Genomic DNA, 25,933 nt, shown 5'->3' on the forward strand with positions numbered 1-25,933 from the left:
ACTGACAATCGGCCCCGGGAGCGGGCGGTCGCCGTCTCGGCAGGGGGATGCGCGGGCGGCGAGGAGCGTCTACGGCAGTGCCGCGGGCCGTGACCGGCGGTGCGCGGACGCGCGTACCGCACGGGGTTTTTCGGCCAACCGGCCTGTGCCCCGTGCAGTACGCGAATCGAAGGGCCGCGTCAGATGTACCGGCGCCTGGTGCGGCGCAGAAGGACGAACCCGGAGACGAGGAGCACCGCCCCGGCCGCGGCCGGCCACAACTGGGTGCCGGTCTCGGCGAGGCTGCCCTTGCCGCCCTGCGGCTCGGTCTGGGCGTCGGCCGGAGGCTGCGCCACGGCACCCCCGGTGGACGCGCTCTCCGACGCGCTCGCCGTGTTGTCGTCCTGCGGGTACGACGTGGCGTCGGGAGACTGCGTGGCGGGCCGCTGGGTGGCCGAGGGCGAGGTGTACGTCTTCGGCTCGTTCTCGGCGGGCGCGGTGCCTTCGTCACCGGCGCCGGTCGATTCCTCGGCGGTCGGTGTCGGCTGCGGCTCCTGGGGCTTGTCGTCGGATCCGCCGGTGTCTTCCGAACCGGAATCGGAGCCGGAGCCGGGTTCCTGGCCGGAGCCGTTGTCCGAGCCGTTGTCGGAGCCATCGTCCGAGCCGTTGCCAGAACCGTTGTCGGCACCGTCGTCTGAGCCGTTGCCGCCGTTGCCGCCGTTGCCGCCGTTGCCGCCGTTGCCGCCGTTGCCGCCGTTGCCGTTGTCGCCGGAGCCGGGCTCCTCGTTCGCGCCCACGCCGCACTTACGGCCCTCGTTGATGCAGCCGACCATCTCGTTCATCAGGCCCTCGTCGAAGACGTTGATGAAGTCGCCGTGGTCGGTGACGGGCTTGTGCAGCTGCTCCGGGAAGGCGTCCACCGCGAAGAGCGGCGTCGTGCGGCCGCCGTCCTGGAGGCTCGGCGCGTCGACGTCGTAGACGATGCGCTGGACCAGCTGCGGGATCGCCTGGAAGCCGGCCGGGCAGGCGCCGTCGGCCTGGGCGAACGCCACGTGGGTGCGGTGGTTGGCGCTGTCGATGTTGCGACCGTCCCAGCAGCTCTGGAACTTGAACGTGCGGACCACGTCGCTGCCCTGCGGGCACACCGGGTACTTGTCCTTCAACTGCCGGTTCTCGAACCCGGTACAGCTCCAGGACGCGTTGGCGTTGGCGGTGCCGTTGACGAACGCCTTGGCGTCGCCGGTGATGATGCGCAGCAGCCGCGGCATGGCGGTGACCTTGCTGTTCGGGCTGCCGACGAAGGTGAGGGTGACCTCCTTGGGCGTGACGATCTCGCCCGCGTTGCCCTCGATGCCGCCGCCCGGGGCGTTCGCATCCTGCTCCTGGGTGCCGTTCTGCAGGCGCAGGACGGGCCAGTAGTAGGTGGACTTGTCGCCCTGGTCGACGCAGCTGGTGTCGGCGTTGGCCAGTTCGTTGTCGTCGGCGAAGGCGTTGTTGGCCTGGTTGCCGATGTAGTCGTGGAAGTGGTGGGCGCCGTTGGACACGCCCGGCGCGACGATGACGTTGTCCGAGTTGAACAGGCCGTTGGCGTTCACACCGCAGCTGGTGACGAAAGTGCCGCGGGAGGCGTCGGCCCCGGGGTTCGGGGACTGCGCGGCGGGCGGGGCGTTGGTGATGTCGGCGTAGTCGGCGGCGACGGGACCGTTGCCGGACTGCCCACCGTTGCCCTGCTGTTGGTCGCCCTGACCTCCCTGGTCGCCCTGGCCGTTCTGGTCTTGGCCTTCCTGGCCCTCCTGCCCGTCCTGGGCGCCGTCGTCCCCGCCGGCCGTGTCGTCGGACTGGCGCAGGGTGCACGCCGCCAGTTCGTCGAGGCCCTCGGGGCGTTCGCCCGCGCGCTCGAGAGCGGCGGCTATGCGCTGGATCGTGGCGGCCCGGTTCTCCGCCAGCGGGTTCATGATCTCGCTCTCGGCGGCTTCACGGTCCCGCACCGCCGGTGCCTGCAACGACTGGTACGCCTGAGCCGTCTGCTGGTCCAGCAGGGCGAGTTCCTTGTCGACGTCCGCCCGCACGCCGTCCGGCACGCTGGTCAACGCGTCTCCCACGTCCGGGCAGCCGATCGTACCGGCACCCCAACGACCGTCGGACGACTGGCTGGTCCCGGTGCCGTCTTCGGTCGCCGAGGCATAGACATTCGCGGCGACCAGGCCACCACCCCCCAACATGAGAGCCACGGCGGCAAAGGTCGCCCGCCGCGCACCTGTTGGGCGTCTGCGATTGCTGCGTCCCACGGAAGTACTCCTGCGCGTGTCGTCCGTCCCGGCATGGAAATCCCCCGGTCCCATACGGATGCGGCACCACGCCTGTTCAACCGACTCGGAAATTCACAGCACCCTCATAGGAGGCACAGGTGCCGTCGGACGCCACAGACCCGTTCTGACCTGCTCCGTGAAGGTGGACGATCACGGCCCGGAAGCCCGTACACCGGAAACCCGAACGGAGAAGGCCGGAGGGCTACTCCCCGCTCGGGGCGGCCGGTCCCGCGGCCGGTCCCACAGCCGGCCCCTCGGACGGCCAGTCGGCAAGCCGGGCACGGGCCTCCTGCGCGATCACCGGCCACGGATCATCGACGAGACGCGCCACCACCCAGCGCGGCGAGTGACGATGTCCCGCGACGACCCGCCGGACGGCGTCATGGGGATCGTCGACCAGCCGTTCCAGTAGTTCGGGCGGACAGCGTCGCTTGCCGGCCACCCTGTCCCGGACCCGCCAGTCCGGATCCTTGACCAGCTCCGCGAGGATCTCCGTCGGCACTGTTTTGTTGTGCGCGGCCCAGAACCGCATGTCGGGATGGTTGCGCACCAGGTCCCACCACAGGGGCAACGCCATCGCCGCCCACGCCGAGCGCCTGTACTCGGCGGGGTCCTCGCTCTCCCGCAGCCGGATGAACTCCGCCACGGACGTGATCTCAGGGAAACGCTCCACCATGGCAGCCAGTAAGGCATGAGGCCGTCGATCCGCGCGCCATGTTTTTGCTCCGCGGAGCACCTCCCCGCGATGCCTCACCGTTCTCTCGGTTCTCCTGGTTCTCTCGGCTCCCTCGGGTCTTTCGGCAGCAACTCGTCGAGGCACGCCCCCTCCGCCCAGCGTCGCAACCCCGTGCTGTCCAGTAGGAAGGTTCCGCCTTCGCGTCGTGCCCACCGGATGTCGCGGGCCTGGAAGGTGCCCCGGTGGACGACCAGGTGGAGGAGCGTCTCCGGGTTCTCCCGATGGGTGTGAGGGTGGGGCAGGGCCTCGTCGGGCAGCGGCTCCGCCACCGGCCGGAAGGCCACGTCGAGCCGGCGGCCGTCCGCGTGCCGGGCACACAGACGCGGCCGGTCCGGCGCGGGGAGCAGCCGCACCTGCCAGTGGTCCCGGCGCAGCATCCGCGCCACCGCCAGGGCCAGCCCCTGGATGTCGAGCTCGAACAGTTCCTGCGGGGTGTAGTGCCCACGACGGCGTCGGGCGTCCGGGCGGCGGCGCCTGATCCCGATGGCCAGGACGGCCGCGAGGAGGAGGACGCCGGCGATCGGCACGACGAGGCCGACGACCCGCGAACCCACGACGAGGCCGGCCACGACCGAACACACCACCGTCGCCAGAACCGCGAAGGCGGGCAGGACATCGCGGAACCTGGGCCCGTAGCGGCCCTGGGCACGCAGCCTGCGCACCGTGTCCCGTTTCGAGTGACGCTGTTCCTCAGTCGGATCGGACGTCCATAACGGGCGTGCCACAGTGTCAGCCCCCTGCATCTGCTTCCGCCGATGCCGGAGGACTACCCCGCGAGGCGAACGAATGCTCGACCGGCGGGCGGGAACCGGCCACGCGGCCGGGCGCACGGATGCACTGGGCGGCGCGAGCGCCGAGTGGTGGACCCTGAGTGCGCTGTCGTGCTGATTCCGCGCTCTGCCCGGACCGGCGGCAGATGATCGTCGTAGCGATGTGACATGGATCATGGGGCGCGGGGCGAGATCTTGGAATGCCTGGCGCCGTTCGGCTGCTGCACTGGTTGCGGGTTCACCATGCCCTGGGGGGGGCGCCGGGCAACGATGCCGGGCGTGAAGGGCCTGAAGGGCCTGAGGAGCCGCACTGCCGCGGCCGCGCCCCTGTTCCCGCGCTTTTTCCGCACCGCTTCCTCTGAAAGGTTCTGCTGCGCCATGCCACTGGCTCTCCTGGCCCTGGCTGTTGTCGCTTTCGGCATCGGCACGACCGAGTTCGCCACGATGGGACTGCTGCCCCAGATCGCTGACGGGATCGACGTCTCCGTGCCGCAGGCCGGCAACATCGTCTCCGCCTACGCCCTGGGTGTCGTCGTCGGTGCCCCGGTGCTGACCGGCATCGGCGCGCGGATCCCCCACAAGCGGTTGCTGCTGCTCCTGTCCGGGCTGTTCGTCATCGGCAACGTCGCGTCCGCGCTCGCCCCCAACTTCGGGCTCCTCTTCGCCGCGCGGTTCCTGGCCGGCCTGCCCCACGGAGCGCTGTTCGGCGTGGGCGCGGTCGTCGCCTCGCGCCTGGTCGCCTCCGACCGGGCCGCACGGGCGGTGTCGAAGATGTTCCTCGGCCTGACCGTCGCCAACATCGTCGGCGTACCGGCCGGTACGGCCCTCGGACAGCAGCTGGGCTGGCGGTCCGCCTATGTCGCGGTGGCCGTGATCGGCGTCGTCGCGCTCGCCGCGCTGGCCGCGTTCGTTCCCCACCAGCCCCGTGGCGAGCAGTCCGGCGTCCGGCACGAACTGCGGGCGATGGGCAACAAGCAGGTGGTGATCGGCCTGGCCACCGCGGTCGTGGGATTCGGCGGATTCTTCGCCGTCTACAGCTACCTGGTGCCCATGCTGACGAACGTGACGGGCCTGTCCGACTCCTCGACCACGCTGGTCCTCGCGCTCTACGGCGTCGGCATGACGCTCGGCACCCTGATCGCGGGCCCGCTCACGGACCGCGCCCTGCGCCCGACGCTGTACGCGGGGCTCGCCCTGCTGGCCTCCGCGCTGGTGCTGTTCTACTTCACCGTCCACAGCACGGTTCCCGCTCTGCTGACGATCACGTTCATCGGCGCGATGGGTGCCCTCATCACCACGCCCGTGCAGATCCTGCTCATGGCCAAGGCGAAGGACGCCCCGACGATGGCGGCGGCCTCCAATCACTCCGCGTTCAACCTGGCCAACGCGGGCGGTGCCTGGCTCGGCGGTCTCGCCATCTCGGCGGGCTGGGGCTGGGCCTCGCCCGCCCTGGTCGGGGCCGCCCTGGGCGTGGCGGGGCTGGGGCTGGCGTTCATGGGCGGCGTCATGGACCGGGGCGGCCGACGCTCCGAGGTGATCACGTCGTCGGGCGCGCAGACCGAGCAGGTCACCGCCGGTCGGTAGAAGTGCTGCCGGTCGTGGGGAGCGGGCGGTTCAGTCCCAGAGCGGATAGGACACGGTCCGTGAGAACTGCTCCGGCCGACCGTCCGGGTACACGAGGGTGATCCGGGAGTAGTGCGAAAGCTGAGGCCGCTTCTTCCACGGCCGCGGGTGGTCGAGCGTCACGGTCACCGGATAGGCGTGGAAGCGGCCGGCGGCGCAGTACGGCTTGCAGTCGTTGACCCAGTTCACACCCTCGGCCCGCGCCGAGTCCGTGCCCCAGCGGGACCAATGCAGCGAGGCCAGACGGCTGTTGCCGTCACCGCAGGCGAGCATGAAGTCGACCGGCCGCACTTCCGGATGCCACAGGCAGTCCACGAGCACCGGAACATCGACGCCCTGCGGTGCGGCCTGCGCGGTCTGCGCGGCGGGTGCCGGGGCCGACCGGGCCTCGGTCGGTGTGCCTGCCGCGGTGGCGAGGGTGGCGGCCGCGAAGAGGGCGATCGTCGTGGTGAGTGCGCGTATGTGCATGGCCGTTTCCCCGCTGCCCGCTCGCCGAGGGATGTCCCGGTTCCGACGCTACGACCGAGGGCCTGAACACACCACTCGAACGGAGCACGGCAGCCACGTGGCCGATGACTTTTCGCCGCCCCGGGAGTCGTACCCGCGACGATCAGCCGTAAGTCGAGTCGAAGTCGAACCGTGACGACCAGCCGACCGGAAGGCCACCGATGAACACGCCGCACACCACACTGCACACCACTCTGCACCGGTATGTCGACGCCGGAACGGTGCCGGGCGCCGTCGGCCTCGTGGCCCGCGGTGACGACGTCCAGGTCGTGACCGCCGGCTCGGTCGACACCGCCGGCGGCGCCGCGATGGCGAGGGATTCGCTCTTCCGTATCGCCTCGATCACCAAGCCGATCACGGCGGCGGCGGTCCTGATGCTGGTGGAGGACGGGAGCCTGGCCCTGGACTCGCCGGTGGAGACGTGGCTGCCGGAACTGGCGAAGCCGAGCGTGGTGCGTACCCCTGATGCCCCGGTCGAGGACGTCGTCCCGGCGGCCCGTCCGATCACCGTCGAGGACCTGCTCAGCTCCCGCACGGGCTGGGGCTTCCCGGACGACTTCTCGCTGCCCGCGGTGCAGTCCCTGTTCACGGTCCAGAAGGACGGCCGCGCGCTCCAGGACTGGCCCGACGCCGACACCTGGCTGGCCCTTCTGTCGCGGGTGCCGATGCTGCACCAGCCGGGGGACGCCTGGCTGTACGGCACCTCCTCCGACCTCCAGGGCATCCTGGTCGCCCGGGCGTCGGGCCGCTCCTTGCCCGACTTCCTCAAGGAACGGATCTTCGAGCCGCTCGGCATGAACGACACCGCCTTCGAGGTCCCCGAGTCCAAGCGCCACCGCTTCACCTCGGCCTACAGCCCGTCCCCGGACGGCACCCTGGAGATGGTGGATACCCCGGACGGGGAGTGGAGCCGTGTCCCGCGCTTCCACTCCGGCGGCGGGGGCCTGGTCTCCACCGCCGACGACTGGCTGGCCTTCGCACGCATGCTGCTGAACGGAGGCGAGGCGGGCGGGCGCCGCCTGCTCGCCCCCGCCTCGGTTGCCCGGATGACCACCGACCACCTCACGCCCGCCCAGCGCGGCAACGCCACCCTCTTCCTGGAAGGTCAGGGATGGGGATACGGCGGTCAGGTCGACATCAGCGCGGCCGACCCCTGGAACGTCCCCGGCCGCTACGGCTGGGTCGGCGGCACGGGCACGACGGCACATGTCGTTCCGTCCACGGGCACGGTCGCGATCCTTCTCACACAGGTCGCGATGGAGAGCCCGACCCCGACACCGCTGATGCGGGACTTCTGGAGGAGCGTGGCGCTCGGTTGACCCTTTGGACGTGGCGTTTCGGGGAGAGGCCGGTCAATAGGGACGGGCGGCGGGCGGGCCGATCCAGCGGCGGTAGGCGTCCACGTCCACGTTGCTGCCGCACAAGACGGTGACCACGTGCCGGCCGGCGAAGCGGTCACGGTCTTCCAGGATCGCCGCGATGCCGAGCGCGGCGGACGGCTCGACCACGAGGCCGGCGTGGTCGAACAGCATCCGCATACCGGCGATGATCGACTCCTCCCGGACCAGGACGGCGTCGTCGGCGACCAGGAGGAGGTCGTCCAGGACCGCCGGGATGGGGAACCGGCCGGCGACCCCGTCAGCGATGGTGTCGGTCGCGTCGGTGGTGACCACGCGTCGTTGACGCCAGGACAGGGTCAACGCCGGTGCGCCCAGCGGCTGGACACAGACGACCTCCACGTCCGGCGCGAAGTCCTTCACGACGTGACCTACACCGGTGGCCAGCGCCCCGCCGCCGAGAGCGATGAGGACGGTGTCGAACGACGCGGCGCTGTCCACCAGTTCCAGCCCGATGGTCGCCGCGCCCTCGCAGGTCTCGATGTCCAGGCTGTCTTCGACGAGCCGGATGCCTTCGTACCGCGCGATGGCCGCCGCCCGCTCGCGAGCCATCTCGTGGTCGCCGTCCACCAGCTCCAACTCGGCGCCCAGCGCGCGGATGCGATCGAGTTTGGCCGCGGTCGCGAAACGGGATGCCACGACGGTGACATCGAGCCCCCGGCCGCGACCGGACCAGGCGAGGGCCTGACCGAGGTTGCCGGCACTGGCACACACCACCGCCCGCGAGTCACCGCCGGCGAGCAGGCTCGCGACCACCTCGGTGCCACGGCCCTTGAAGCTGCGGACCGGGTTCGCCGTCTCGAGCTTGATGCTCACCGCGCACCCGAGTTCGGGCTCCAGTGCCTCGCAGCGGTACAGCGGCGTGTCGAGGAAGACCGGGTCGATCATCCGGCGAGCGGCCCGAATCCGTTCGGTCTCGAGGCGGGTCTTCTGCACGGCACGGCAGCCTAGCGGGAGAGGAACGGGACGCACCCTACGCGGAATCGCAGGCCGCTTCCTGGGCGGCCATCACCTCGTCACCGTGCTCGAAGGCCCATGCGCCGACGGCGTCGATGGGGGCCAGCAAGGTCCGTCCCAGAGCGGTGAGTTCGTACTCGACGCGTGACGGTGCCTCGGGGGACGCGTACCGGTGCACCAGCCCGTTGAACTGAAGGCGGCGCAGCGTCTCGGTGAGGACCTTGGAGCTGATTCCCCCGATCCGCTCCCGCAGTTCGGTCGGGCGCCGGGGGCCGTCGCGCAGCGCCCAGAGCACGACGGCGTTCCAGGTGTTCGACAGCAGGTCGAAGGCGAGGCGGGCGCGGCAGTCGGCGAGGAAGGCGTCGGTCGTCACGCACCAAATGGTGCCCGAACGGTTCTCTAGCGTCGGCATGAACCGTCGAACCGGCAGGAGAGGAACGCGTGATGAGGATCGGCGTGCTGGGAACGGGCAACATGGCCGACGCGCTCGCCACCCACTGGGTGCGCGCCGGGCACCAGGTGACCATCGGGGGCCGGGACGCGGCCAGGGCGGAGCGGCTCGCCGGGCGCATCGGGGGCGGCGCGAGGGCGGACGGGCTGCGCGCGGCGGCCGAGTCCGGTCAGGTGGTGCTGGCCGCGCTGCCTTTCGGGCCGGGGGAGGACGTCGTACGGGAACTGCGCGCGGCCTTGGAGGGCAAGGCGCTCATCGACTGCTCCAACCCGATCGGCCCGGGTTTCCGGCTGCTGACGGAAGGCGGCCCCTCGGCTGCCCAGCGACTGGCCGCGGCGGCACCGGGAGCCCATGTGGTCAAGGCCTTCAACCTCTGTCACGAGGACGTGTGGCGTATGCGGCCGCCCGTGTTCGACGGGCGGCCGCTGGCCGTACCGGTCTGCGGCGACGACGAGTCGGCCCTCGCGCGCGTACGCGAGTTGGTGCGCGATGTGGGCTGCGCACCCGTGGCCGGCGGCAGGCTGGACCGAGCGGGACTCCTGGAGGCGACCGCGGCGCTGTTCATCGCGCTGTGGGTGGGCGAGGAGGCGGACGCCCAGGCGATCGCACCGCCACTGGCCTACGCGGCCGGCCCGGCCCACTACGGCCGGGGGAGCGCTCGGTCGTAGACGTTGTCCGGGGTCACGATCTCGGTGATCGCCCGGGCGAGCAGCGAGGACGGCTCCTGGCCCTGGTACGCGATGTCCGTGTTGATCATCAGGACCAGGGTGGCCTTCTTCGAGGGCAGGTAGACGGTGACCGTCTGGTATCCGGGGATGGAGCCGTTGTGCCCGATCCAGCCGCCGCTGTCGAAGATGCCCAGGCCGTAACTCGTGCCGGGGATGCCGGTGGGCAGCGTCTTGAGGCGCTGCGCCTGGGTCTCGGGGCGTAGCAGCGTGCCGGTGGCGACGATCTTCGCCCAGCGGCGCAGGTCGTGCAGGTCGGAGATCATCCCGCCGGCCGCCCATGCCCAACTGGGGTTCCAGTCGGTGCTGTCGGTCACCTCCCCGGTCAGCGTCTGGTTGGTGTAGCCCCGTGAGTGCGGTAGGGGGAACTCGAAGCCCCGGGGGAGCAGCGTGTGGGACAGACGGGCGGGGCGCAGCACCCGTCGGTCGAGGAAGTCGGCCAGACGGAGCCCGCTGACCTTTTCGACCACCAGCCCCAGGAGGACGAGGTTGGTGTTGGAGTACTCGAACTTCTTGCCAGGCGCCGAGGTGTTCTTGTGCTTGAAGCCGTACGCCAGCACCTGCCGCGGGGTGAACGACCGCCGCGGGTCGCTCAGCAGGTCGTGCTGGAAGGTCGCGTCGGCCGTGTACGGGAACAGGCCGCTGCGCATCTCGGCGAGATGGCGCAGCGTGATCCGCGAACCGCGGGGCACGCCGTGGATGTAGCGGGAGATGGGATCGTCGAGTCCGACCCGCCCGTCGTCGACGAGTTCGAGCAGCGCGGTGACCGTGAAGGTCTTGGTCTCGCTGCCGATCCGGGTGTACACGCCGGTGGTCATCGGCTCGCGGGTGGCCGTGTCGGCGACTCCGGTCGCGCGGACGTAGCTGCCCTTGCCCGGCATCCACAGCCCGGCGACGACACCGGGGATCCCGGCCTGTCGGCGGACCTTCTCGATGGCCTTGTCCAGGCGCGCGGTCAGCTCACGGTCGAATCCGTGCGGAGGGCAGTCGGCGGCCACGGTCCGAGAGGGTGGCACGGCCGGGGCAGCAGTGGCCGGGGCCGCTGCCATCGGTGCCAGTACGGACGCCACGAGCAGCGTTGCGGAGAGGACACGGCGGGCGGGGGTACGTCTCACGTCTCGGTGCCTCTTCCAGGTCTGGGGCGGGGCAGCCACGTCACCACCCGCTCCTTCGGGGCAGGTTCTGCACATGGCGGGGTTCCGGACGAGTCCACCCGTTCGGCGTCCGGCGATTCGCTCTGACGTACTACGGCGCGTGGTGTCGCTACGCGACCTGGTACGACATCGTGTGACGTGCTTGCCGGCTGTCTGGTGGGAGGAGTGGCGGGTGAGGGTCGTCGTGACGGGCGCGTCCGGGTTCGTGGGGCGTCTGCTGGTGAGGGAACTGCTTCGGAGGCGATGCTTCGCGGGAACCCCGGTCAGCCGGTTGGTGCTGGTCGATCGGGTCGCCTGGCCCGACGCTCCGCAGCTCGCGGATCCCCTCGTGCGATCGGTGAACGGTGACCTGGTCGACCGTCTCACCGAGGTGTTCGCGGAGCCGGTGGACGTGGTGTTCCATCTCGCGGCCGCGGTGTCCGCCGAGTGCGAGGCCGACTTCGACCTCGGTATGCGCGTCAACGTGGATGCCACCCGTGCTCTGTTGGAGGCGGCGCGGGCGCAGTCGGCGGCCGGCGGGCCGGTGGCCCGGGTGGTGTTCGCCGGCAGTCTCGCCGTCTACGGTCCGCCTCCGGCGCGGGAACCGCGGCCGCCGGTCAGCGAGATGACGTTGCCGGTGCCGCAATCGAGTTACGGCGCGCAGAAGTTGATGTGCGAACACCTCATCGCGGACATGACCCGCCGGGGATTCGTCGACGGGCGCGTGGCCCGGCTGATGACCGTCGCGGTACGGCCGGGCAGGCCCAACGCGGCCGCGTCCGGTTTCCTCTCCGCGATCATCCGTGAGCCGCTCGCCGGACGGCCCACCGTCTGCCCCGTCGCCCCCGACCTGAAGGTCGCTCTGGCCTCGCCACGGACCACGATCGAGTCCCTGCTCCGCATCGCGGAGACCGAGCCGGACGACGGGCCGGGAGCCATGGCGGCGGCGATGCCGGTCAATGTGCCCGCCCTGACCGTCTCGGTCGCCGACATGCTTGCCACCCTGCGCCGGGTGGCAGGTGCCGCGACCGCGGATCTGGTGACCGTCGCACCCGACCCCGCGGTGGAGGCCCTGGTCGGCTCGTGGCCCGCGCACTTCGACAACCGCCGAGCCACGGACCTGGGCCTACGGCCCGACGCGACCTTCGAATCGGTCGTACGGGCCTATGTCGCCGACCATCCCGAGGCGGTGACGGAACCTCTGGGAGGACGGACGACCCCCTGAGCGCAAGGTGCTCGGCCCGGTTCCGAGAGCTGTTTCAGCCCGCTCCCGTCGGGTCGGGCGTCACGGCCGTGTCCGATTCCCTGCCGGGCAGGACCCGGGCCGCCAGCAGTGTGACGTCGTCCTCGGAACCGGCGGGGGCCAGCCGGTCGAGGACCGTGTCCAGGACGGCCGGCAGAGGGTGCCCGGAGACGACGGGTGTGGCGGCGAGCGCGGTCAGTCCGGTGTCGATGTCCGTCCCGCGCCGTTCGACCAGCCCGTCGGTGTAGAGGAGCAGCAGCGAGTCCGGCGGCAGCGGGACGCGCCTGCTGCCGTACTCGCCGGTTCCCGTGCCCAGCGGCGGGCCCACGGGGAGTAAGGCCAGTTCGGGGGCGGCGCCCGGGCGGACCAGCAGGGGTGGGACGTGTCCCGCTGTGGCCAGCTCGGCGTGTTCGGCGGTGGGGTCGAGGAGGGCCAGGACGCAGGTGGCGACCCGGTCCAGGTCGAGCGCGTGGGCCGTACGGTCCGCCTCGGCGAGCAGCCGGTCGGGGGCGAGCCCCTGAAGGGCCAGGGCGCGGATCAGGGACCGGTATTCGCTCATCGCGGCCGCCGCGCGCACCCCGTGCCCCATGACATCGCCGACGACGAGCAGGGTGCGTCCGCCGGGCAGGGCGACCGCGTCGAACCAGTCACCGCCGACCTCGGCGCCTCGCCCGGCCGGCAGATAGCGGCTGGCGATCTCCACGCCCGGCCCGGGCCTGTGCGGGGTGGCCAGGAAGGCGCGCTGCATCTCCAGGGTGGTCTCGTGCTCGTGGGTGTAGCGCAGGGCGTGCCCGATACCCGTGGCGGCCCGGGCGGTGAGCTGCGCGAGGAGTTCGACGTCCTGTGGCGTGAACTCGGGGGAGTCGCCTCTGCGGCCGACGATGACGGCCCCTATGGGCTCGCCGCCTGCCATCAGCGGGAGATAGGCCACGGAGTGCAGGTCCAGTGCCCGGTAGCGCTCCAGGCGCTGCCGGGTGGGCGCCAGGAGGCGAAGGGCCTCGTCGTCGGGCCGGTTGAGCACCATGGGCTCGTGCCCGCTGAGGACCCGGGCCATCGACGAACTGGCCTGATGGAAGATCACTTCGCCGCTCCTGGTGACGGGGGCCAGCGGCGGTCCGTGCATACCGGGGGCGGCGGTGACGGCCATACGGCGCAGCCACACCGCGGCAGGCCTCAGCGGTGCCCTGGGTGTGCCCTCGGGGTCGACCACGTCGACGGCGGCGTAGTCGGCGAACCGTGGCACCAGCACATCGGTCAGCGCCCGGCACGCCTCGGCCGCGTCCAGCGTGCTGCCGACCCGGGCCGCGGTCTCGTCCAGCAGCTCCAGACGGTCCTGGGCGCGCCGCAGGGACTCGTTCTGCCGGATGCCCTCGGTCACCTCCATCACGATGGCGGCGACGCCGAGGATCTCACCGTCCTCGCTGGTCAGCCGCTGGAAGGCGCCGAGCCACCAGCGCGGCACGTCCACGGGGTCGACGGGCGCGCGGCCGTCGAACACCACCACCTGCGGTCGGCCCGTGCGGAGCACCTCGCGGGCCACGTCGGCCGAGGGTCCGGAGCCGGGGATGACCTCCGGCATCGGCCGGCCGAGGTGCTCCTCGACCGGCACGCCGTTGGCCTGTGCCAGTGCGTCGTTGACGTACAGGTAGCGCAGGTCCGTGTCCAGGATCCCGATGGCCGCCGGTGTCTCGTCCAGGAACCGCCGCCCGAGCCACAGCTCGTCCAGCGCCCGGTCCGTTTCCGGACCGCGGTCCGACCCGTTCCGCACCGCCTCCGACAGCGCCCTCAGCGTCGCGGACGTCAGGAAGGGGGCGAGGCGCGCGGTCAGGCGAGGGTCGAGGGCGTTCATCCGGTAGGTCACTCGCTCCTGTCATGGATGGCCCGGTCGCAGTGGTGCTGCCGCGCAGCTCCGGCGCGCGCCGCTCACCGGAGTCCGATTAGTCACACTTGTTCAGTATTACAGCGCATCCCTGACGTCGTGGCTGTGACCTGGGTCTCATGCGAGCGCATGTGCGGCGAGGAGCGCAGGCTCGTACGTCCTGGTCCGGGTGCTCAGTGACCTGCGCCGAACAGCGACCGGTTGGCGACGTCGATGATGAACGGGCCGGCATAGGAGGGGTACCGGTCCACGATCGCCTTCTTGTACGCCTCGCCGTCGTCACCGAGCAGTTCGCGGGCGTCGGTGAGGTACCGGCGTATCTCGGCGTAGACCTCAGGGCCGGAGGGCAGGCCGTGGCCGGCGAGGACGGTGTCGAAGGCGGTCTCGGCGGCCAGGGTGTCGATGGCCCGCTGCCAGCCGTCGATGTCGTCGTTGCCCAGGTAGAGGTGGACGTCGTGGTAGACGAGATCCTGGGCGACGAGGACGCCCTGGTCGGGCAGCTTGACGACGAGTTCGTCGGCGGCCTCCCCGCCGGAGACGGTCTCGAAGACGAAGAGGACTCCGTCGATCATCTCGGTGCCCGGCGTGAGGTCCACGCTCGACGGCAGGTCGGTGGCCGGGACGACCAGGCCGCTCGGCAGCTGGGCGGCGGGACGTGCGGCGATCTGTTCGCGCACCTGGGGCAGTACGTGGACGGGGACGCCGAAGCGGTCGGCGCCGTTGTAGTGGTCGGGGTGGCCGTGGGTGATGATCAGGCGGTCCAGCGGCTTGCCGAGGCCCCTGGCGTAGGCGACGGCCTCGTCGGCGTAGGCGGGATCGAGCTGGGCGTCGATCGCGACGATGCGAGCCGGGGTCTCGATCAGCTGCGTGGTGGCGTGGAAGGTGTCGGCCGGGGACATGTAGCTGTGGATGCGGACCGGACCCCTGTCGAGAACCGTGACGGTGCCGTTCATGGGAGTGCTCCTTGCGGTGAAGGCGGCCCTGTGCCGCCTGTACGACGTCCACTCTCGTCGTGAAACCGCAGGCAGACGAGATACGCTGAAGACGCCGCATGGTAAATCGAGGACATCTGGAGATCGTGATGCTTCCCGCGAGTCCGGAAGGCGGTGATCCCTCCTGGGAATGTGGTGATCCCTCCCGGGGCGGTGTGATCCCCCGGCTCGACTTCAATCCGCCCGAGGACCGGGTCCCCGGCTTCGAGATCCTCGATCTGGCGACCCTGCACGAACGGCGCCGACGGCGGCGCAGCCGGCCCGACGCGGTCCACCGGGTGGACTTCCACACCCTCACGCTGGTCACGCGAGGCAGCGGAGAGCACACGATCGACTTCGAGACACACCCCTGTCGCCCCGGGACCCTGCTGTGGATCCGCCCCGGGCAGGTCCAGCGATACGCCGACCCCGGAGCCACCGACGGCACGCAACTGCTCTTCACTCCCTCCTTCCCACCGCACTTCAGCAGCGCCGAGCGACTGGTGAACGAGTGGTACGGCCCCGTGTGCTGGCAACTGGGCGCCGGCCCGGCCTACGCCGTCCTGACCGCGCTGCTGGGCCAGATGCGCGCCGAGTACGACCGAACCGAGCCCGCCGTGTCAGCGGAGATCCTGCAACTCCTGCTGGCCACCGTGCTGTTGCAGATCGACCGGCTGCCCCACCCCGCCGGCGGCACCGACCCCCAGGCCGGCGGCGAGGTGTACGCCCGCTTCCGCGCCGAACTGGAACGCTCCTACGCCACCACCCGCCGTGCCGCCGACTACGCCCACCGTCTCGGCTACACCGTCAAGACCCTCACCCGAGCCTGCCTGGTCGCCACCGGACAGCCCGTCAAACACGTCATCGACGCCCGGGTCGCCCTGGAGGCCAGACGCCTGCTCGCACACACCGACGAGCCGGTCGCGACGATCGCCCGCCGCCTCGGCTTCCCCGAACCCACCAACTTCGGCAAGTTCTTCACCCACCGCACCGGAGCCACTCCCGGCGCCTTCCGCCTGGCCCACCAGGGCGGACAGCCGCTCGGGAGCCCGCGGTGACCCGTCCGGCGAGACGGTGGCCGGGTGGCGACTCTCGCGGCACTGCCCGTGTCGGTCGTGGCGCTCGGTACCTTGGCCCGGTGGCGGAGCCAACCCCGCAACCCGGGCTGGAGACGCTGGTCGAGCGGGTCCGGGACACCGGACTGGCCGTCGAGCTGACCGTGACCGGCCCGCCGCTTCCCGCTCGCCCGGCCTCGAACTCGCCGCCCGTCTCCATCTGGCCGAGGCGACCGTGAAGACGCACGTCGCCCGCACCCTCGTCAAGCTCGGACTCCGGGTACCGTGCCGGTTTAGCGGGCGCGGGCGGGGGACTTGTCGGGTGAACGTTCTAGTGCGTCGATCTTCTGGTTCGTCCGTTTCGGCGGCCGCTCTGTCGCACCATGGTGGGCCATGACGCCGAACCCGGAGCCCGCATGAACCCACCGCGTATCGACGTCGTACACCCGGACGCCCTCGGCAGCGGCGACGTCGAAGTGTGGAGCGAGCTGCGGAGTCGGGCCACGACAACCCACAACCCTTTCATGAGCGCGGAGTTCACCAGGGCCGTCGGTCGGGTGCGGGCCGACACCCGGGTGGCCGTCCTGCGCCGCGGAGGCGAACCGGTCGGCTACTTCCCCTACCAGCACGGGAGATGGGGACACGGACACGCGCTCGGGATGGGTGTCTCCGACTGCCAGGGTGCGGTGCTGCACCCCGACGTGGATCTGGACCCCCGGCAACTCATGCGGGCCTGCTCCCTGAACGCCTGGGAGTTCAACCACCTGGAAGCCGGCCAGGACCTCTTCCTGCCCTACGCGACAGGTGAGTTCGCGTCGCCCTTCGTCGACCTCACCCGCGGCTTCGTACGCTACGAGGACCATCTGCGGGCGCACTCACGCAAGTTCCTGAAGGCGGCGCGGGCCCAGGAACGGCGCATGGACCGCCACCTCGGCCCGCTGCGCTACGTCCACGACGAGCGGGACCCCGCGGCCCTGCGCACCCTCCTGGCATGGAAGTCCGCCCAGTATCGCCGCACGGGTCGCCGGGACCCCTTCGCCCAGCCCTGGATCGCCCGGCTCGTGACCATGCTGGCCGACACGAGGTCACCGCACTGCTCCGGCATCCTCTCGGTGCTCTACGCGGCGGGCAGACCCGTGGCCGCTCACTTCGGGCTGCGCTCCCGCACGGTCTTCTCCTGCTGGTTTCCTTCCTACGACCGGGAGTTGGCCACCTACTCACCGGGCCGTGTCCTGTACCTGCGCATGATGGAGGCGGCAGCCGCCGCCGGTGTCCACGTCTTCGACTTCGGCCGGGGCCAGGCCGCCTACAAGGACTCCTTCAAGACCGGCGATCTCCTGGTCCACGAAGGAGCCGTGCGCGCGGCCGGCCCCGGCGCCGTCCTGCACTGGCTGCGCCGCGAGCCGGTGCGAGCCGCTCACGGCTTCGTCCGGGACCGCCCCGCGCTCAGGGCGGCGGCGGTCCGGACGCTCAGGACGATCGGAGACGTACGGGAGCGCTGACCTCCCCTGCGCCGAGGGCGGGCCGGTGTCTGCGCGCCCGGCGCAGGAACGGGGCCTCGACGACGTAGTACGACAGGAGGGCCATCGCCACGGTCAGCACCACCGTGGCCGACAGCAGCCCGTCCTTCATGCCGAGGGAGGCCAGCAGCCGGATGACGGGGTAGTGCCACAGGTAGATGCCGTAGCTCAGATTGCGTCCCGCCCAGGCGAGCGGGGCGAGCGCCAGCAGCCGGGAGAGCCGGCCGTCGGGCCGAAGCTCCAGCCCCGCGACGAGGGTGGCGGACACCACCGCCACGCCGAGGAATCCGACCGTGTACCAGAGGGTCGTCCAGATGCCGTGGTCCCCGGTCACGGGCACCCGCCAGGCCACGAGCGCCAGCAGGGCGAGGGCCGGGACGGCGAGCCGGCCGGCCCAGGTACGCAACAGGGCCAGCCGTGGGTCGTCGGCGCGCAGCCGTGCCAGCACCACGGCGACCAGGGCGCCGGCCAGCAGCTGGTCGGCGCGGGTGTCGGTGCCGTTGTAGATGCGGTGGGTCGCGTCCGGGTTCCACAGAACGCAGCGCCACAGGAAGGGCAGGACGCACAGGGCGGCCGTACACAACCAGACCGTACGGGCCCGCGTCCGGCGCAGAAGCAACAGCAGGAACAGTGGCCACAGCAGATAGAACTGCTCCTCCACGGCCAGTGACCAGGTGTGCGCGAGGGGTCCGCCGGAGTACGGCCCGGACTCCATGGCCCGTACGACGTTGGTCACGAACGCCGCCGCGAGACCCACCGCCTGCCACGAGCCCTCGAAGGCCCACAGCGAGGTCGTCGCCGCCAGCACCAGGCAGACCGCGCACAGCGCCACCAGTGCGGGGACGAGTCGCAGCCAGCGGCGCCGGTAGAAGGCCAGGAGGGCGATGGTGCCGTTGCGGGCGTACTCGGCGAGCAGCAGGCGGGTGATGACGAACCCGCTGATGGTGAAGAAGACGTCCACGGCCACCGAGCCGCCGGGCACCAGGGTGTGGTCGACGTGATAGACGAGGACCAGCCCGACCGCCAGGGTCCGCAGTCCGTCCAGACCGCTCACCCGGCCGCTGTGCAGGGTGGCCGACGGGAAGCCCCGGCGTGCGCGTGGCGCCGCCGGGGCCGTGGATCTGCGGACGTCGACCGCCGTGTCCGTCCCGCTTGCTTCTACGGCCGTCGAGTCCGGTGCCTTGACCATGAACGAGATCGCTGCCCACCTGCCCACTGATTCGGGATGACTCCGTGCGCCTGTCCGTAAAGCACGGTCACATGCCTTCCTGGCAGCCACCTGTCCGGATCCGAGGGCATTCCCATGAGATGTCGTTGAGGCCGGGCGCCATCAGGCCGACGTTGCGTTTACGCCTGTGGAAAGGGGGAGGTGCTCACCTGGGGGCCGGGTTTGTCCGGCGTTCAGCGGGGGAGCCGCGAAGAGAGCGCGGCTCATTTTCCAGGTCTCTTCCCGAGACCGGGTGTCGACCGTGCGCCGGGATGTGGCCCTGCGGCTTGGGAGCCCGTGGACCTCGGCGGCCGCCCACCCCTCCCGGCCGGCGGGCCGAGCGGCCCGCGGAACGGACTGTCTGTGAACTCCCAACCCGACGACGCCGTCAGCGTCACCAGCGTGGTCGAGCTGCTGCTGGACACCGAAACCCTGGAGGACTTCCTCCACGGTCTCGCGGAAAAGGCGATGACGCACGCGCCCAAAGCCGACGGCTGCGGTCTCACGCTGCAACGCGGGGGCCGCTTCGTGACCGTGACCAGCGTGGGCGTCAGCGCCTCGGCCCTGGACGAGAAGCAGTACGGCCTGGACGACGGTCCCTGCCTGCAGGCCCTGCGCACAGGTGAGGAGGCCCACGTCAGCGACATGATGGAAGAGCAGCGCTGGGGCAGCTATCCCGCGCACGCGGTGGCCTCGGGAGCCCGCTCCTCGATGTCCTTCCCGATCGCGGCACGCACCGACACAGCCGGCGCCCTGAACCTGTACTCCCCCCAGCCCCACGGTTTCGACGACGCCGACCTGTCCGCGCTGCGCGCCCTGGCCAGCCAGGCCACCGGTGCGATCGTCCTGGCCCAACGCATGGCCCGTTCCCAGCAGTTCACCAGGGACGTACAGCAGGCACTGCGTTCGCGTGCCGTCATCGACCAGGCCGTCGGCATCATCATGGCCCAGCAACGCTGCCCCAGCCCCGAGGCCTTCGCGATCCTGCGCAGCGCCTCACAGAGCCGCAACGTCAAACTCCGCGATCTGTGCGCCGAGCTCATCACACGCCTCACGGGGCAGCCCCCGCACGACCCGCAGACCTTCGCACCACCGTCCGGCCCGTAACACCCCGACCGCACGGTCACTCCCGTCACCACCCGTGCCGCCACGCGTGGCACGCCGGCCGCCGTCGGCGAACAAGGGCAGCTCACGACGTGTTCCGATCATGTCGGCCAACACGTTACGATCGGCGCGGAGTTGGGACGAAGCTCCGTGACCGCACCGGCATCCCTGCCTCCCGCCCACTTGACCTTTCCGCGCCAGGCGCCCGGATGCCCCTGTGGGCTGCTGGAGCCGCATCGCCGACAACACGGCTCCAGCCCCGCCCTTCGATGGAGGAAACCTCCCGCATCCTCTGTTCGGAGGGCATCGCGTGAGGAGCTGACGAGGGGGAGCCTCGCTCTTCACGCGCTCGGCGGTCGCCGTCATTCGAAGGGGCGGCGGCCGCCTCCAACACGGGCTGCCACGGCAACCCGCTTCCAGGCTAGGCCGCCCACGTCCGTCCGTCTGCCCGCCCACAAAGAATGGCCAGAGGAAGGGCTCCCCCGAAGACGTGATCCGGGGGAGCCCTTCGGTTCTCGCTGTTACGGCGGGGCGTTACGACATGGCGGGCAGTACGTGGTCGCCGACCTTGTCGGTGCTCAGGCACAGGGAGCACACGACGGCGTCGTGGGTCTGGCAGGCGGCCAGGTCGGGGCGCTCGTAGGGCTGGTGGCAGACGTGGCAGTCGAGGGTGACGGCGCTCGGGTTGCCCTCGGTGTCGAGCATCGGCTCGTCGATGCCGTCGTCGGTGCGGCGCAGGTAGTACTTGCCCTTGGTGACGATCGCCATGACCGGGGTGAGGACGAAGGCGATCACGGCGGCGGCGACCGGGGAGTACGGCTGGAGCGTGTCGCCGAGGGCGTGGAAGTACATGGCGATGGAGAGACCGGAGGCGGCGACGAAGGCGACCACACCGACCGGGTTGACGGCGTAGAGCATGCCGCGGCGGAACTCCGGTGCGTGCGGGGAGAGTTTGAGCAGGTACTTGTTGATGCCGATGTCGGTGGCGACGGTGACCACCCAGGCGATGGCGCAGTTGGAGTAGAAGCCCAGGATGTCGTTGAGGAAGCTGAACATGTCGGCCTCCATCAGCGCGAGCGCGAAGCCCAGGTTGACCAGTACGAACACCATGCGGCCCGGGTAGCGCTTGGTGACGCGGGTGAAGGAGTTGGTCCAGGCGAGGGAGCCGGAGTAGGCGTTCGTCACGTTGATCTTGATCTGGCTGATCACGACCAGCGCCACGGCCAGCGGGAGCACGACCCAGGACGGCATCATCGCGTCGAAGGCGCCCTTGAACTGCTGGATCGGCTCGGGCGCCACGTCCGGTCCGACCTTGGCCAGGATGTAGACGGCGAGGAAGACGCCGATGGCCTGCTTGAGCGCGCCGAGGACGACCCAGCCGGGGCCGGCCATGATGACCGCGGTCCACCAACTGCGCTTGTTCGCCTCGGTCTTGGGCGGCATGAAGCGCAGGTAGTCGATCTGCTCACCGATCTGCGCGATGAGCGACAGACACACGCCCGCGCCCAGCAGCACGGAGGCGGTGTTGACGCCGCCCTCGCCGTCGGTGCCGGCGTAGGCGAGGAAGCGGTCGACGGTGCCGGGGTCGGTGGAGATCAGGTAGACCAGCGGGGCGACCATCAGGATCAGCCAGATCGGGGTGGTCCACACCTGGAGCTTGCTGAGCGCCTTCATGCCGTAGATCACCAGCGGGATCACCATCAGCGTGGAGACCAGGTAGCCCAGCCACAGCGGCAGTCCGAGGCCCAGTTTCAGGCCCTGGGCCATGATCGAGCCTTCGAGGGCGAAGAAGATGAAGGTGAAGCTGGCGAAGATGACGCTGGTGAGGACCGAGCCGTAGTAGCCGAAGCCGGAGCCGCGGGTGATCAGGTCGAGGTCGATGTTGTAGCGGGCGCCGTAGTAGGCGAGCGGGAACCCGGTGACGAAGATGACCACCGCGGCGACGGCGATCGCCACGAGCGCGTTGCCGGTGCCGTGGGCCAGGCCGATGCCGGCGCCGATGGAGAAGTCGGCCATGTAGGCGATGCCGCCGAGGGCGGTCGTGGCCACGACCATCGGGGTCCAGCGGCGGTAACTGCGGGGCGCGAACCGGAGGGTGTAGTCCTCCAGAGTCTCCTTCACGGCCTGATCGGTGCCCGGCGCTGCCTTCTGCGGGGGACCCGGCGGTTCGGTGACTTCGGCCAGTCGTGGCTCGGTACTCATGCCACGCCTCCTTGCTGCGGGTTGGGGACGGGGGTGAGGTATCGCCCACGAAGGAGGGCGGGGGTGCGTCGGTCCGTGTCCGCTCGATGCCTGGAGGGCGCGTGCGTGGAACTCCTCGACGAGCGCGACAACTTGGGGCTTCTGGTGGGCGGGAGCCCCGCGCTGCGGGTCGTATACGGCCTCATGCACATGACGAGGGACGTTAGGCAGGAGTCGTTACCCCTAAATACTTCCTGAATGAAGGAAGTGTTTCGGAAGACTCTCATCACCCCAGCCGAAGTCCCCCGCGGTAGTCAGGCTTGGGGGACTGTCGGTGGCTGGTGGAAGGATCACCGGTATGGGTTTCGTACGTACTACTCCGCCGCGGCCCATCGAGGTGACCGCGGTCTTTCCCGAGCTGGCTCCGTTGGCGCGTCCTGCCATCCGGCTGCATCCGCGTCCGGGGTCGCCTTCGGTCAGGGACAGTTCGGTCGGCGGGCCGTTGCTGTGGCCGGCCGGGGAGCCGTGGCCGCACTGCGAGGACGCGAACCTGCACGTGGACACCGGATTCCGCGAGTCACCGACCGAAGTGCGGCTCAAGCGACGGTTGCAGTCCCGGTGGCGCCCTGGTGAGCAGCCTCCCGCGTTCACGCCCGAGGAGGAAGCGCTCAAGGAACGCAATGCCGCGTGGCTCGCTGAACGACTCGACGCCGGCCCTCCCCGGCCCGCCGACTGCCCGGTCCCGATGTTGCCCGTGGCTCAGCTGTTCCTGCGTGACATACCCCTGTTGCGGCCGCCCGGGCAGGCCGATCTGCTGCAGATTCTCTGGTGCCCGTACGAGCACGAACCGGATTACAAACCGGCGACCGCACTGTTCTGGCGGTCGGCGGCGGAGGTCGGCGACATCCTCGCCACACCTCCGGAACCGTACGAGGCGGACTATCCGGGTTACGTGCCGGAGCCGTGCCTGCTGGCGCCGGAAGCGATCACCGAGTACCCCAACAGCCTCGATCTGAGCCCGGAGTTGCGGCTGCTGCTGGAGGACCGGAACAGGTGGCAGGCAGCCGGCGTCGACGTGGACAGCTCCTACGCGGAGTCTCCGCGCGACTTCTACTCCATTCACCTGGGCAACGCGCCGGGCTGGAAGGTCGGCGGCTGGCCCCCTTGGGGCCGCACCGACCCGAACCCCCTGTACTGCACTGTGTGCGAGGTGCAGATGGTCCCGCTACTGACGATCGCTTCCTGGGAGTGGGACGGCGGAGAAGGTCACAGCTGGGCGCCGCGGGAAGACCAGGCCGCGGCCCTCGCCGGCTCCCGCCACGGGGGCCGGAATCCCTCGCAGCCGACGGGGGTGGAAGTAGGCAGCACGGACAATATGCAGATCTACGTCTGCCCGACCTCTCCCGAACATCCGCACACCGACCTGATCCAATGAACTGTCGGGCCTGCCGGTGTCAACCACCGTGGATCGGCACAGGGTCCGGCCGGTGACTCGGTGCCTTCCTCGTGCGCTATGCTTGATCTTGAGCTGGTCGCCGCAACTCCGGTCGATCGGTGTTGCGTTGGTCGTCCAAGGAAAGACGCCCCACTTCCTGTGGGGAAATGCAGGTGCAAGGCCTGCCCGGCGCTCGACCTACGGGGCCCGTCCCGCACACTGTGCGAGGCGGGTCGTTGTTTGTCCGGTGTGCCGCGAGTGTCGTGCAACGCGAAGCCCCGGCTGGACGGGGGAGACCAACCGGGGCCGTAATGCGGTGACTTGCGGAGGGCGGTCGCCTCTCGGCGAAAGGCTCCATGGGGCTTCAGCCGAACGATCTTCCCCATGGGCTATAGGTGAGGCCCGGGGACACTGTCCCCTCCGCAGCCACATATGGATGAACGGTCAACCGCCTCGGGTTGTTCCGTGTGCCGCCCGGGTGCCGCTGTGAAGTGGGACACCCCGCCCTACCGGTGGTCGGGGTGCCAGGCGATCAGGTGAGGAAGTCCGCGACGAGAGCGGCGAATTCATCGGGGTCGGCAAGCCGGACACCGAGAGACTCGGCCTTGGCCCGCTTGGACCCGGCGCCCTCTCCGGCGACGACCAGGGTGGTCTTCTTGGAGACGCTGGAGGAGGAGCGGCCGCCGGCGCGCTCGATGAGTTCGTTCATCTGGTTGCGGCTGAGCTTCTCCAGCGCGCCGGTCATCGCGCCGGTGACGACCACCGTCATCCCGGCGAGCGGTCCGCCCGCCGCCTCCGCGTTCTCCGTGCCGGTACCGGTGGCTGCGTCGGGGTCGGCTCCGGCGTCTTCAGCGGCGGGGGAGGGCGGGGTGGCGCCCGGTTCGGTCATGTTGACCCCGGCGGTGACGAGTCTGTCGATGAGCGGGGCGAGCTCGGTGAGTTCGGCCACGATGGAGGGGGCCTTCTCGGTACCGATGCCCTCGACCCGCTGCATCGTCTCGGCGTCGGCGGCCCGGATGTTGTCCATGGTGGCGAAGTAGCGGGCGATGCGGCGGGACATGGAGCGGCCCGTACCGCGCACCCCGAGCGCGCACAGCACCCGCGACAGCGGCTGCTCCTTGGCGGCCGTGATCGCCGTGAGGAGGTTGTCGGTGGATGTCTCGCCCATCCGCTCCAGGCCGAGGAGCTGGTCGCGGGTGAGGGCGAACAGATCGGCGAGATCGGCGACCAGGCCGGCGTCCACGAGCTGGACGACTCGGGTGTGGCCGAGGCCTTCGATGTCGAGCTGGTCGCGGCCGGCGGCGTAGGAGAGGGCGGCGACCAGGTGGCAGTTGCGGCCGTTCTCGCAGCGCCAGCGCTGCTCGCTGGTGTCGATGGGGGAACCGCAGCGCGGGCAGGATTCCGGGAAGACGATGGGCTGTTCGTCGCCGGTGCGCAGGTGCGCGACGGGGGCCTCGATGCGCGGGATGACGTCGCCCGCCCGGTGCACCATGACGTGGTCGCCCAGACGCAGGTCGCGGCGGGTGATGTCGGCTGGGTTGTGCAGCGTGGCGTAGGTGATGGTGGCGCCGTCGATCTCGACCGGCTCCAGCACGCCGCGAGGCGCGATGATGCCGGTGCGCCCCACGTTCCACTCCACCTCCAGCAGCCGGGTGATCTTCTCCACGGCGGGCAGCTTGTAGGCGATCGCCCAGCGCGGGGCACGTGACCCGGAGCCCGCGGCCTGCTGGTCGACGGCCAGGTCGGCCTTGATGACGATCCCGTCGATCCCGAACGGCAGCTCCGCCCGCAGCGCGGCGATCTCCTGCACCCGGGCCAGCACCCGCTCGACGCTGTCGGCGGTGATACCGGGCACGGCGGTGGTGGCGGTGGTGTTGATCCCGTACGCGGCGGCCTGGGCCATCAGGTCGCTGTGCGCGAGCTCGCCCAGCCGGGTGGCGAGGTCGGTCTCGGTGTCGGCGAGGGGGAGCAGGCCGTAGCCGAAGAAGGTCATCGGCACCGTGTAGGCGCGCTCCTTGGCGCGCAGGGTGCCGGCGGAGGCGCCCCGCGGGTTCGCGAACGGCTGGCCGCCGTGCGCGGTGCGCACGTCGTTGCCGTGCTCGAACTGGGCGGTGGTCATCAGGACCTCACCGCGTACCTCGACGGTGACCGGCTCGGACAGCTGCTCCGGCAGGCCCTCGATGGTGCCGATCGCGTGCGAGACGTCCTCTCCGGCGGTTCCGTCGCCGCGGGTGATCAGCTGTCTGAGGCGGCCGCGGGTGTAGCGGGCGGCGATCGCGAGGCCGTCCAGCTTCGGCTCGACGCTGAACTGTTCGACGTCGTGGCCGATCCTGCGGGCCAGCGAGGTCGTCCAGGCGGTGAACTCCTCCGGCGAGAACACGTTGTCCAGGCTCAGCATCGCCACCGTGTGCGGGACATCGCCCTCCACGGCCCCGCCGGCGACCTTCCCCGTCGGCGAGTCCGGCAGCACCTCGTCGGGATGCTCGCCCTCCCACGCGGCGATACCGCGCACCAGCTGGTCGTAGGTGTCGTCGTCCAGCGCCGAGGTGCCCCCGGTGTAGTAGGCGGCCGCGGCCTGCACGGCGGTCTCGACGGCCTGCGCGTAGGCGGCGGCGTCCACGATCTGTACAGCTGATGTCGTCATGTCCCACATCCTGCCTGCCACCACTGACAATCCCTCGGCACCCGAGACTCGGATCGGCCGTGGAGCACCTGTCATAGGGTCCGGCAGACGGGAGATGAGTGGGGTGG

At 70.6% G+C, this 25,933-nt stretch carries 21 protein-coding genes; 9 read left to right on the forward strand and 12 right to left on the reverse strand.

The features are described 5' to 3' along the window. Positions 1-179 precede the first annotated feature (179 nt). The 3 genes from ABKA17_RS22280 to ABKA17_RS22290 form a co-directional block, all read right to left on the reverse strand. A complete protein-coding gene (locus tag ABKA17_RS22280) occupies positions 180-2,201 on the reverse strand; it encodes a DUF1996 domain-containing protein (RefSeq protein ID WP_353694231.1) in 2,022 nt (673 codons plus the stop codon). Between the two features lie 289 nt (positions 2,202-2,490). Continuing rightward, entirely contained in the window at positions 2,491-2,964 is a 474-nt protein-coding gene (locus ABKA17_RS22285; RefSeq protein WP_353693924.1) for a hypothetical protein, read from the reverse strand. Between the two features lie 74 nt (positions 2,965-3,038). Next, positions 3,039-3,686 (reverse strand): hypothetical protein, encoded by a 648-nt coding sequence (locus ABKA17_RS22290; protein ID WP_353693925.1) that lies wholly within the window; start codon positions 3,684-3,686, stop codon positions 3,039-3,041. A 486-nt stretch (positions 3,687-4,172) separates the two neighbouring features. Between ABKA17_RS22290 and ABKA17_RS22295 the strand changes: the two genes are divergently transcribed. Then, entirely contained in the window at positions 4,173-5,378 is a 1,206-nt protein-coding gene (locus ABKA17_RS22295) for an MFS transporter (RefSeq protein ID WP_353693926.1), read from the forward strand. Positions 5,379-5,408: 30 nt separating this feature from the next. Here ABKA17_RS22295 and ABKA17_RS22300 read toward each other — a convergent pair whose 3' ends face one another. Beyond that, positions 5,409-5,885: a hypothetical protein gene (locus tag ABKA17_RS22300; protein ID WP_353693927.1), complete on the reverse strand. Its 477-nt coding sequence runs from the start codon at positions 5,883-5,885 to the stop codon at positions 5,409-5,411. 200 nt (positions 5,886-6,085) lie between these two features. Here ABKA17_RS22300 and ABKA17_RS22305 point away from each other — a divergent pair, with 200 nt between their 5' ends. After that, on the forward strand, positions 6,086-7,243 hold the full coding sequence (locus ABKA17_RS22305; protein WP_353693928.1) for a serine hydrolase domain-containing protein: 1,158 nt from the start codon (positions 6,086-6,088) through the stop codon (positions 7,241-7,243). 33 nt (positions 7,244-7,276) lie between these two features. Here ABKA17_RS22305 and ABKA17_RS22310 read toward each other — a convergent pair whose 3' ends face one another. Both ABKA17_RS22310 and ABKA17_RS22315 read right to left on the reverse strand, forming a co-directional pair. Next, on the reverse strand, positions 7,277-8,257 hold the full coding sequence (locus ABKA17_RS22310) for a threonine ammonia-lyase (RefSeq protein WP_353693929.1): 981 nt from the start codon (positions 8,255-8,257) through the stop codon (positions 7,277-7,279). A gap of 37 nt (positions 8,258-8,294) precedes the next feature. After that, positions 8,295-8,651, reverse strand: coding sequence for a winged helix-turn-helix transcriptional regulator (locus ABKA17_RS22315; RefSeq protein ID WP_353693930.1), 357 nt, complete (start codon positions 8,649-8,651; stop codon positions 8,295-8,297). 71 nt (positions 8,652-8,722) lie between these two features. Between ABKA17_RS22315 and ABKA17_RS22320 the strand changes: the two genes are divergently transcribed. Further along, positions 8,723-9,397 (forward strand): NADPH-dependent F420 reductase, encoded by a 675-nt coding sequence (locus tag ABKA17_RS22320; RefSeq protein WP_353693931.1) that lies wholly within the window; start codon positions 8,723-8,725, stop codon positions 9,395-9,397. Here ABKA17_RS22320 and ABKA17_RS22325 read toward each other — a convergent pair. Then, a complete protein-coding gene (locus ABKA17_RS22325; protein ID WP_353693932.1) occupies positions 9,370-10,569 on the reverse strand; it encodes a serine hydrolase domain-containing protein in 1,200 nt (399 codons plus the stop codon). The two genes, ABKA17_RS22320 and ABKA17_RS22325, sit on opposite strands and share 28 nt — an antisense overlap. A 211-nt stretch (positions 10,570-10,780) precedes the next feature. On the opposite strand from ABKA17_RS22325, the gene denD reads away from it, so the two are divergent. Beyond that, positions 10,781-11,812, forward strand: a complete 1,032-nt coding sequence (gene denD, locus ABKA17_RS22330; protein WP_353693933.1) for a D-erythronate dehydrogenase — start codon at positions 10,781-10,783, stop codon at positions 11,810-11,812. Positions 11,813-11,846: 34 nt separating this feature from the next. Here the strand turns inward: denD and ABKA17_RS22335 are convergent, their stop codons facing one another. Continuing rightward, complete coding sequence (locus ABKA17_RS22335) at positions 11,847-13,691, reverse strand: SpoIIE family protein phosphatase (RefSeq protein WP_353693934.1); 1,845 nt, start codon at positions 13,689-13,691, stop codon at positions 11,847-11,849. Positions 13,692-13,882: 191 nt separating this feature from the next. Next, positions 13,883-14,662: an MBL fold metallo-hydrolase gene (locus ABKA17_RS22340; RefSeq protein ID WP_353693935.1), complete on the reverse strand. Its 780-nt coding sequence runs from the start codon at positions 14,660-14,662 to the stop codon at positions 13,883-13,885. Positions 14,663-14,790: 128 nt separating this feature from the next. On the opposite strand from ABKA17_RS22340, the gene ABKA17_RS22345 reads away from it, so the two are divergent. From ABKA17_RS22345 to ABKA17_RS22355, 3 genes are all read left to right on the forward strand, one after another. After that, positions 14,791-15,738, forward strand: coding sequence for an AraC family transcriptional regulator (locus ABKA17_RS22345; RefSeq protein WP_353693936.1), 948 nt, complete (start codon positions 14,791-14,793; stop codon positions 15,736-15,738). A gap of 80 nt (positions 15,739-15,818) precedes the next feature. Further along, entirely contained in the window at positions 15,819-15,974 is a 156-nt protein-coding gene (locus ABKA17_RS22350; protein ID WP_353693937.1) for a hypothetical protein, read from the forward strand. 177 nt (positions 15,975-16,151) lie between these two features. Beyond that, positions 16,152-17,237: a GNAT family N-acetyltransferase gene (locus ABKA17_RS22355; RefSeq protein WP_353693938.1), complete on the forward strand. Its 1,086-nt coding sequence runs from the start codon at positions 16,152-16,154 to the stop codon at positions 17,235-17,237. On the opposite strand, the gene ABKA17_RS22360 is transcribed toward ABKA17_RS22355, so the two are convergent. After that, positions 17,206-18,444: an acyltransferase family protein gene (locus ABKA17_RS22360; protein WP_353693939.1), complete on the reverse strand. Its 1,239-nt coding sequence runs from the start codon at positions 18,442-18,444 to the stop codon at positions 17,206-17,208. The genes ABKA17_RS22355 and ABKA17_RS22360 overlap by 32 nt on opposite strands. Positions 18,445-18,825: 381 nt before the next feature. On the opposite strand from ABKA17_RS22360, the gene ABKA17_RS22365 reads away from it, so the two are divergent. Continuing rightward, positions 18,826-19,569, forward strand: a complete 744-nt coding sequence (locus tag ABKA17_RS22365) for a GAF and ANTAR domain-containing protein (RefSeq protein WP_353693940.1) — start codon at positions 18,826-18,828, stop codon at positions 19,567-19,569. A 531-nt stretch (positions 19,570-20,100) separates the two neighbouring features. Here the strand turns inward: ABKA17_RS22365 and ABKA17_RS22370 are convergent. Then, positions 20,101-21,768 carry a purine-cytosine permease family protein gene (locus ABKA17_RS22370; protein WP_353693941.1) on the reverse strand — a complete coding sequence of 556 codons (1,668 nt, stop codon included), beginning with the start codon at positions 21,766-21,768 and terminating at the stop codon, positions 20,101-20,103. A 337-nt stretch (positions 21,769-22,105) separates the two neighbouring features. On the opposite strand from ABKA17_RS22370, the gene ABKA17_RS22375 reads away from it, so the two are divergent. After that, complete coding sequence (locus ABKA17_RS22375) at positions 22,106-23,182, forward strand: hypothetical protein (protein WP_353693942.1); 1,077 nt, start codon at positions 22,106-22,108, stop codon at positions 23,180-23,182. A gap of 532 nt (positions 23,183-23,714) precedes the next feature. Here ABKA17_RS22375 and ligA read toward each other — a convergent pair. Beyond that, a complete protein-coding gene (gene ligA, locus ABKA17_RS22380; RefSeq protein WP_353693943.1) occupies positions 23,715-25,826 on the reverse strand; it encodes an NAD-dependent DNA ligase LigA in 2,112 nt (703 codons plus the stop codon). Positions 25,827-25,933 lie beyond the last annotated feature (107 nt).

It is taken from the genome of Streptomyces sp. RG80 (assembly GCF_040446465.1).
Taxonomy (GTDB): Bacteria; Actinomycetota; Actinomycetes; order Streptomycetales; family Streptomycetaceae; genus Streptomyces.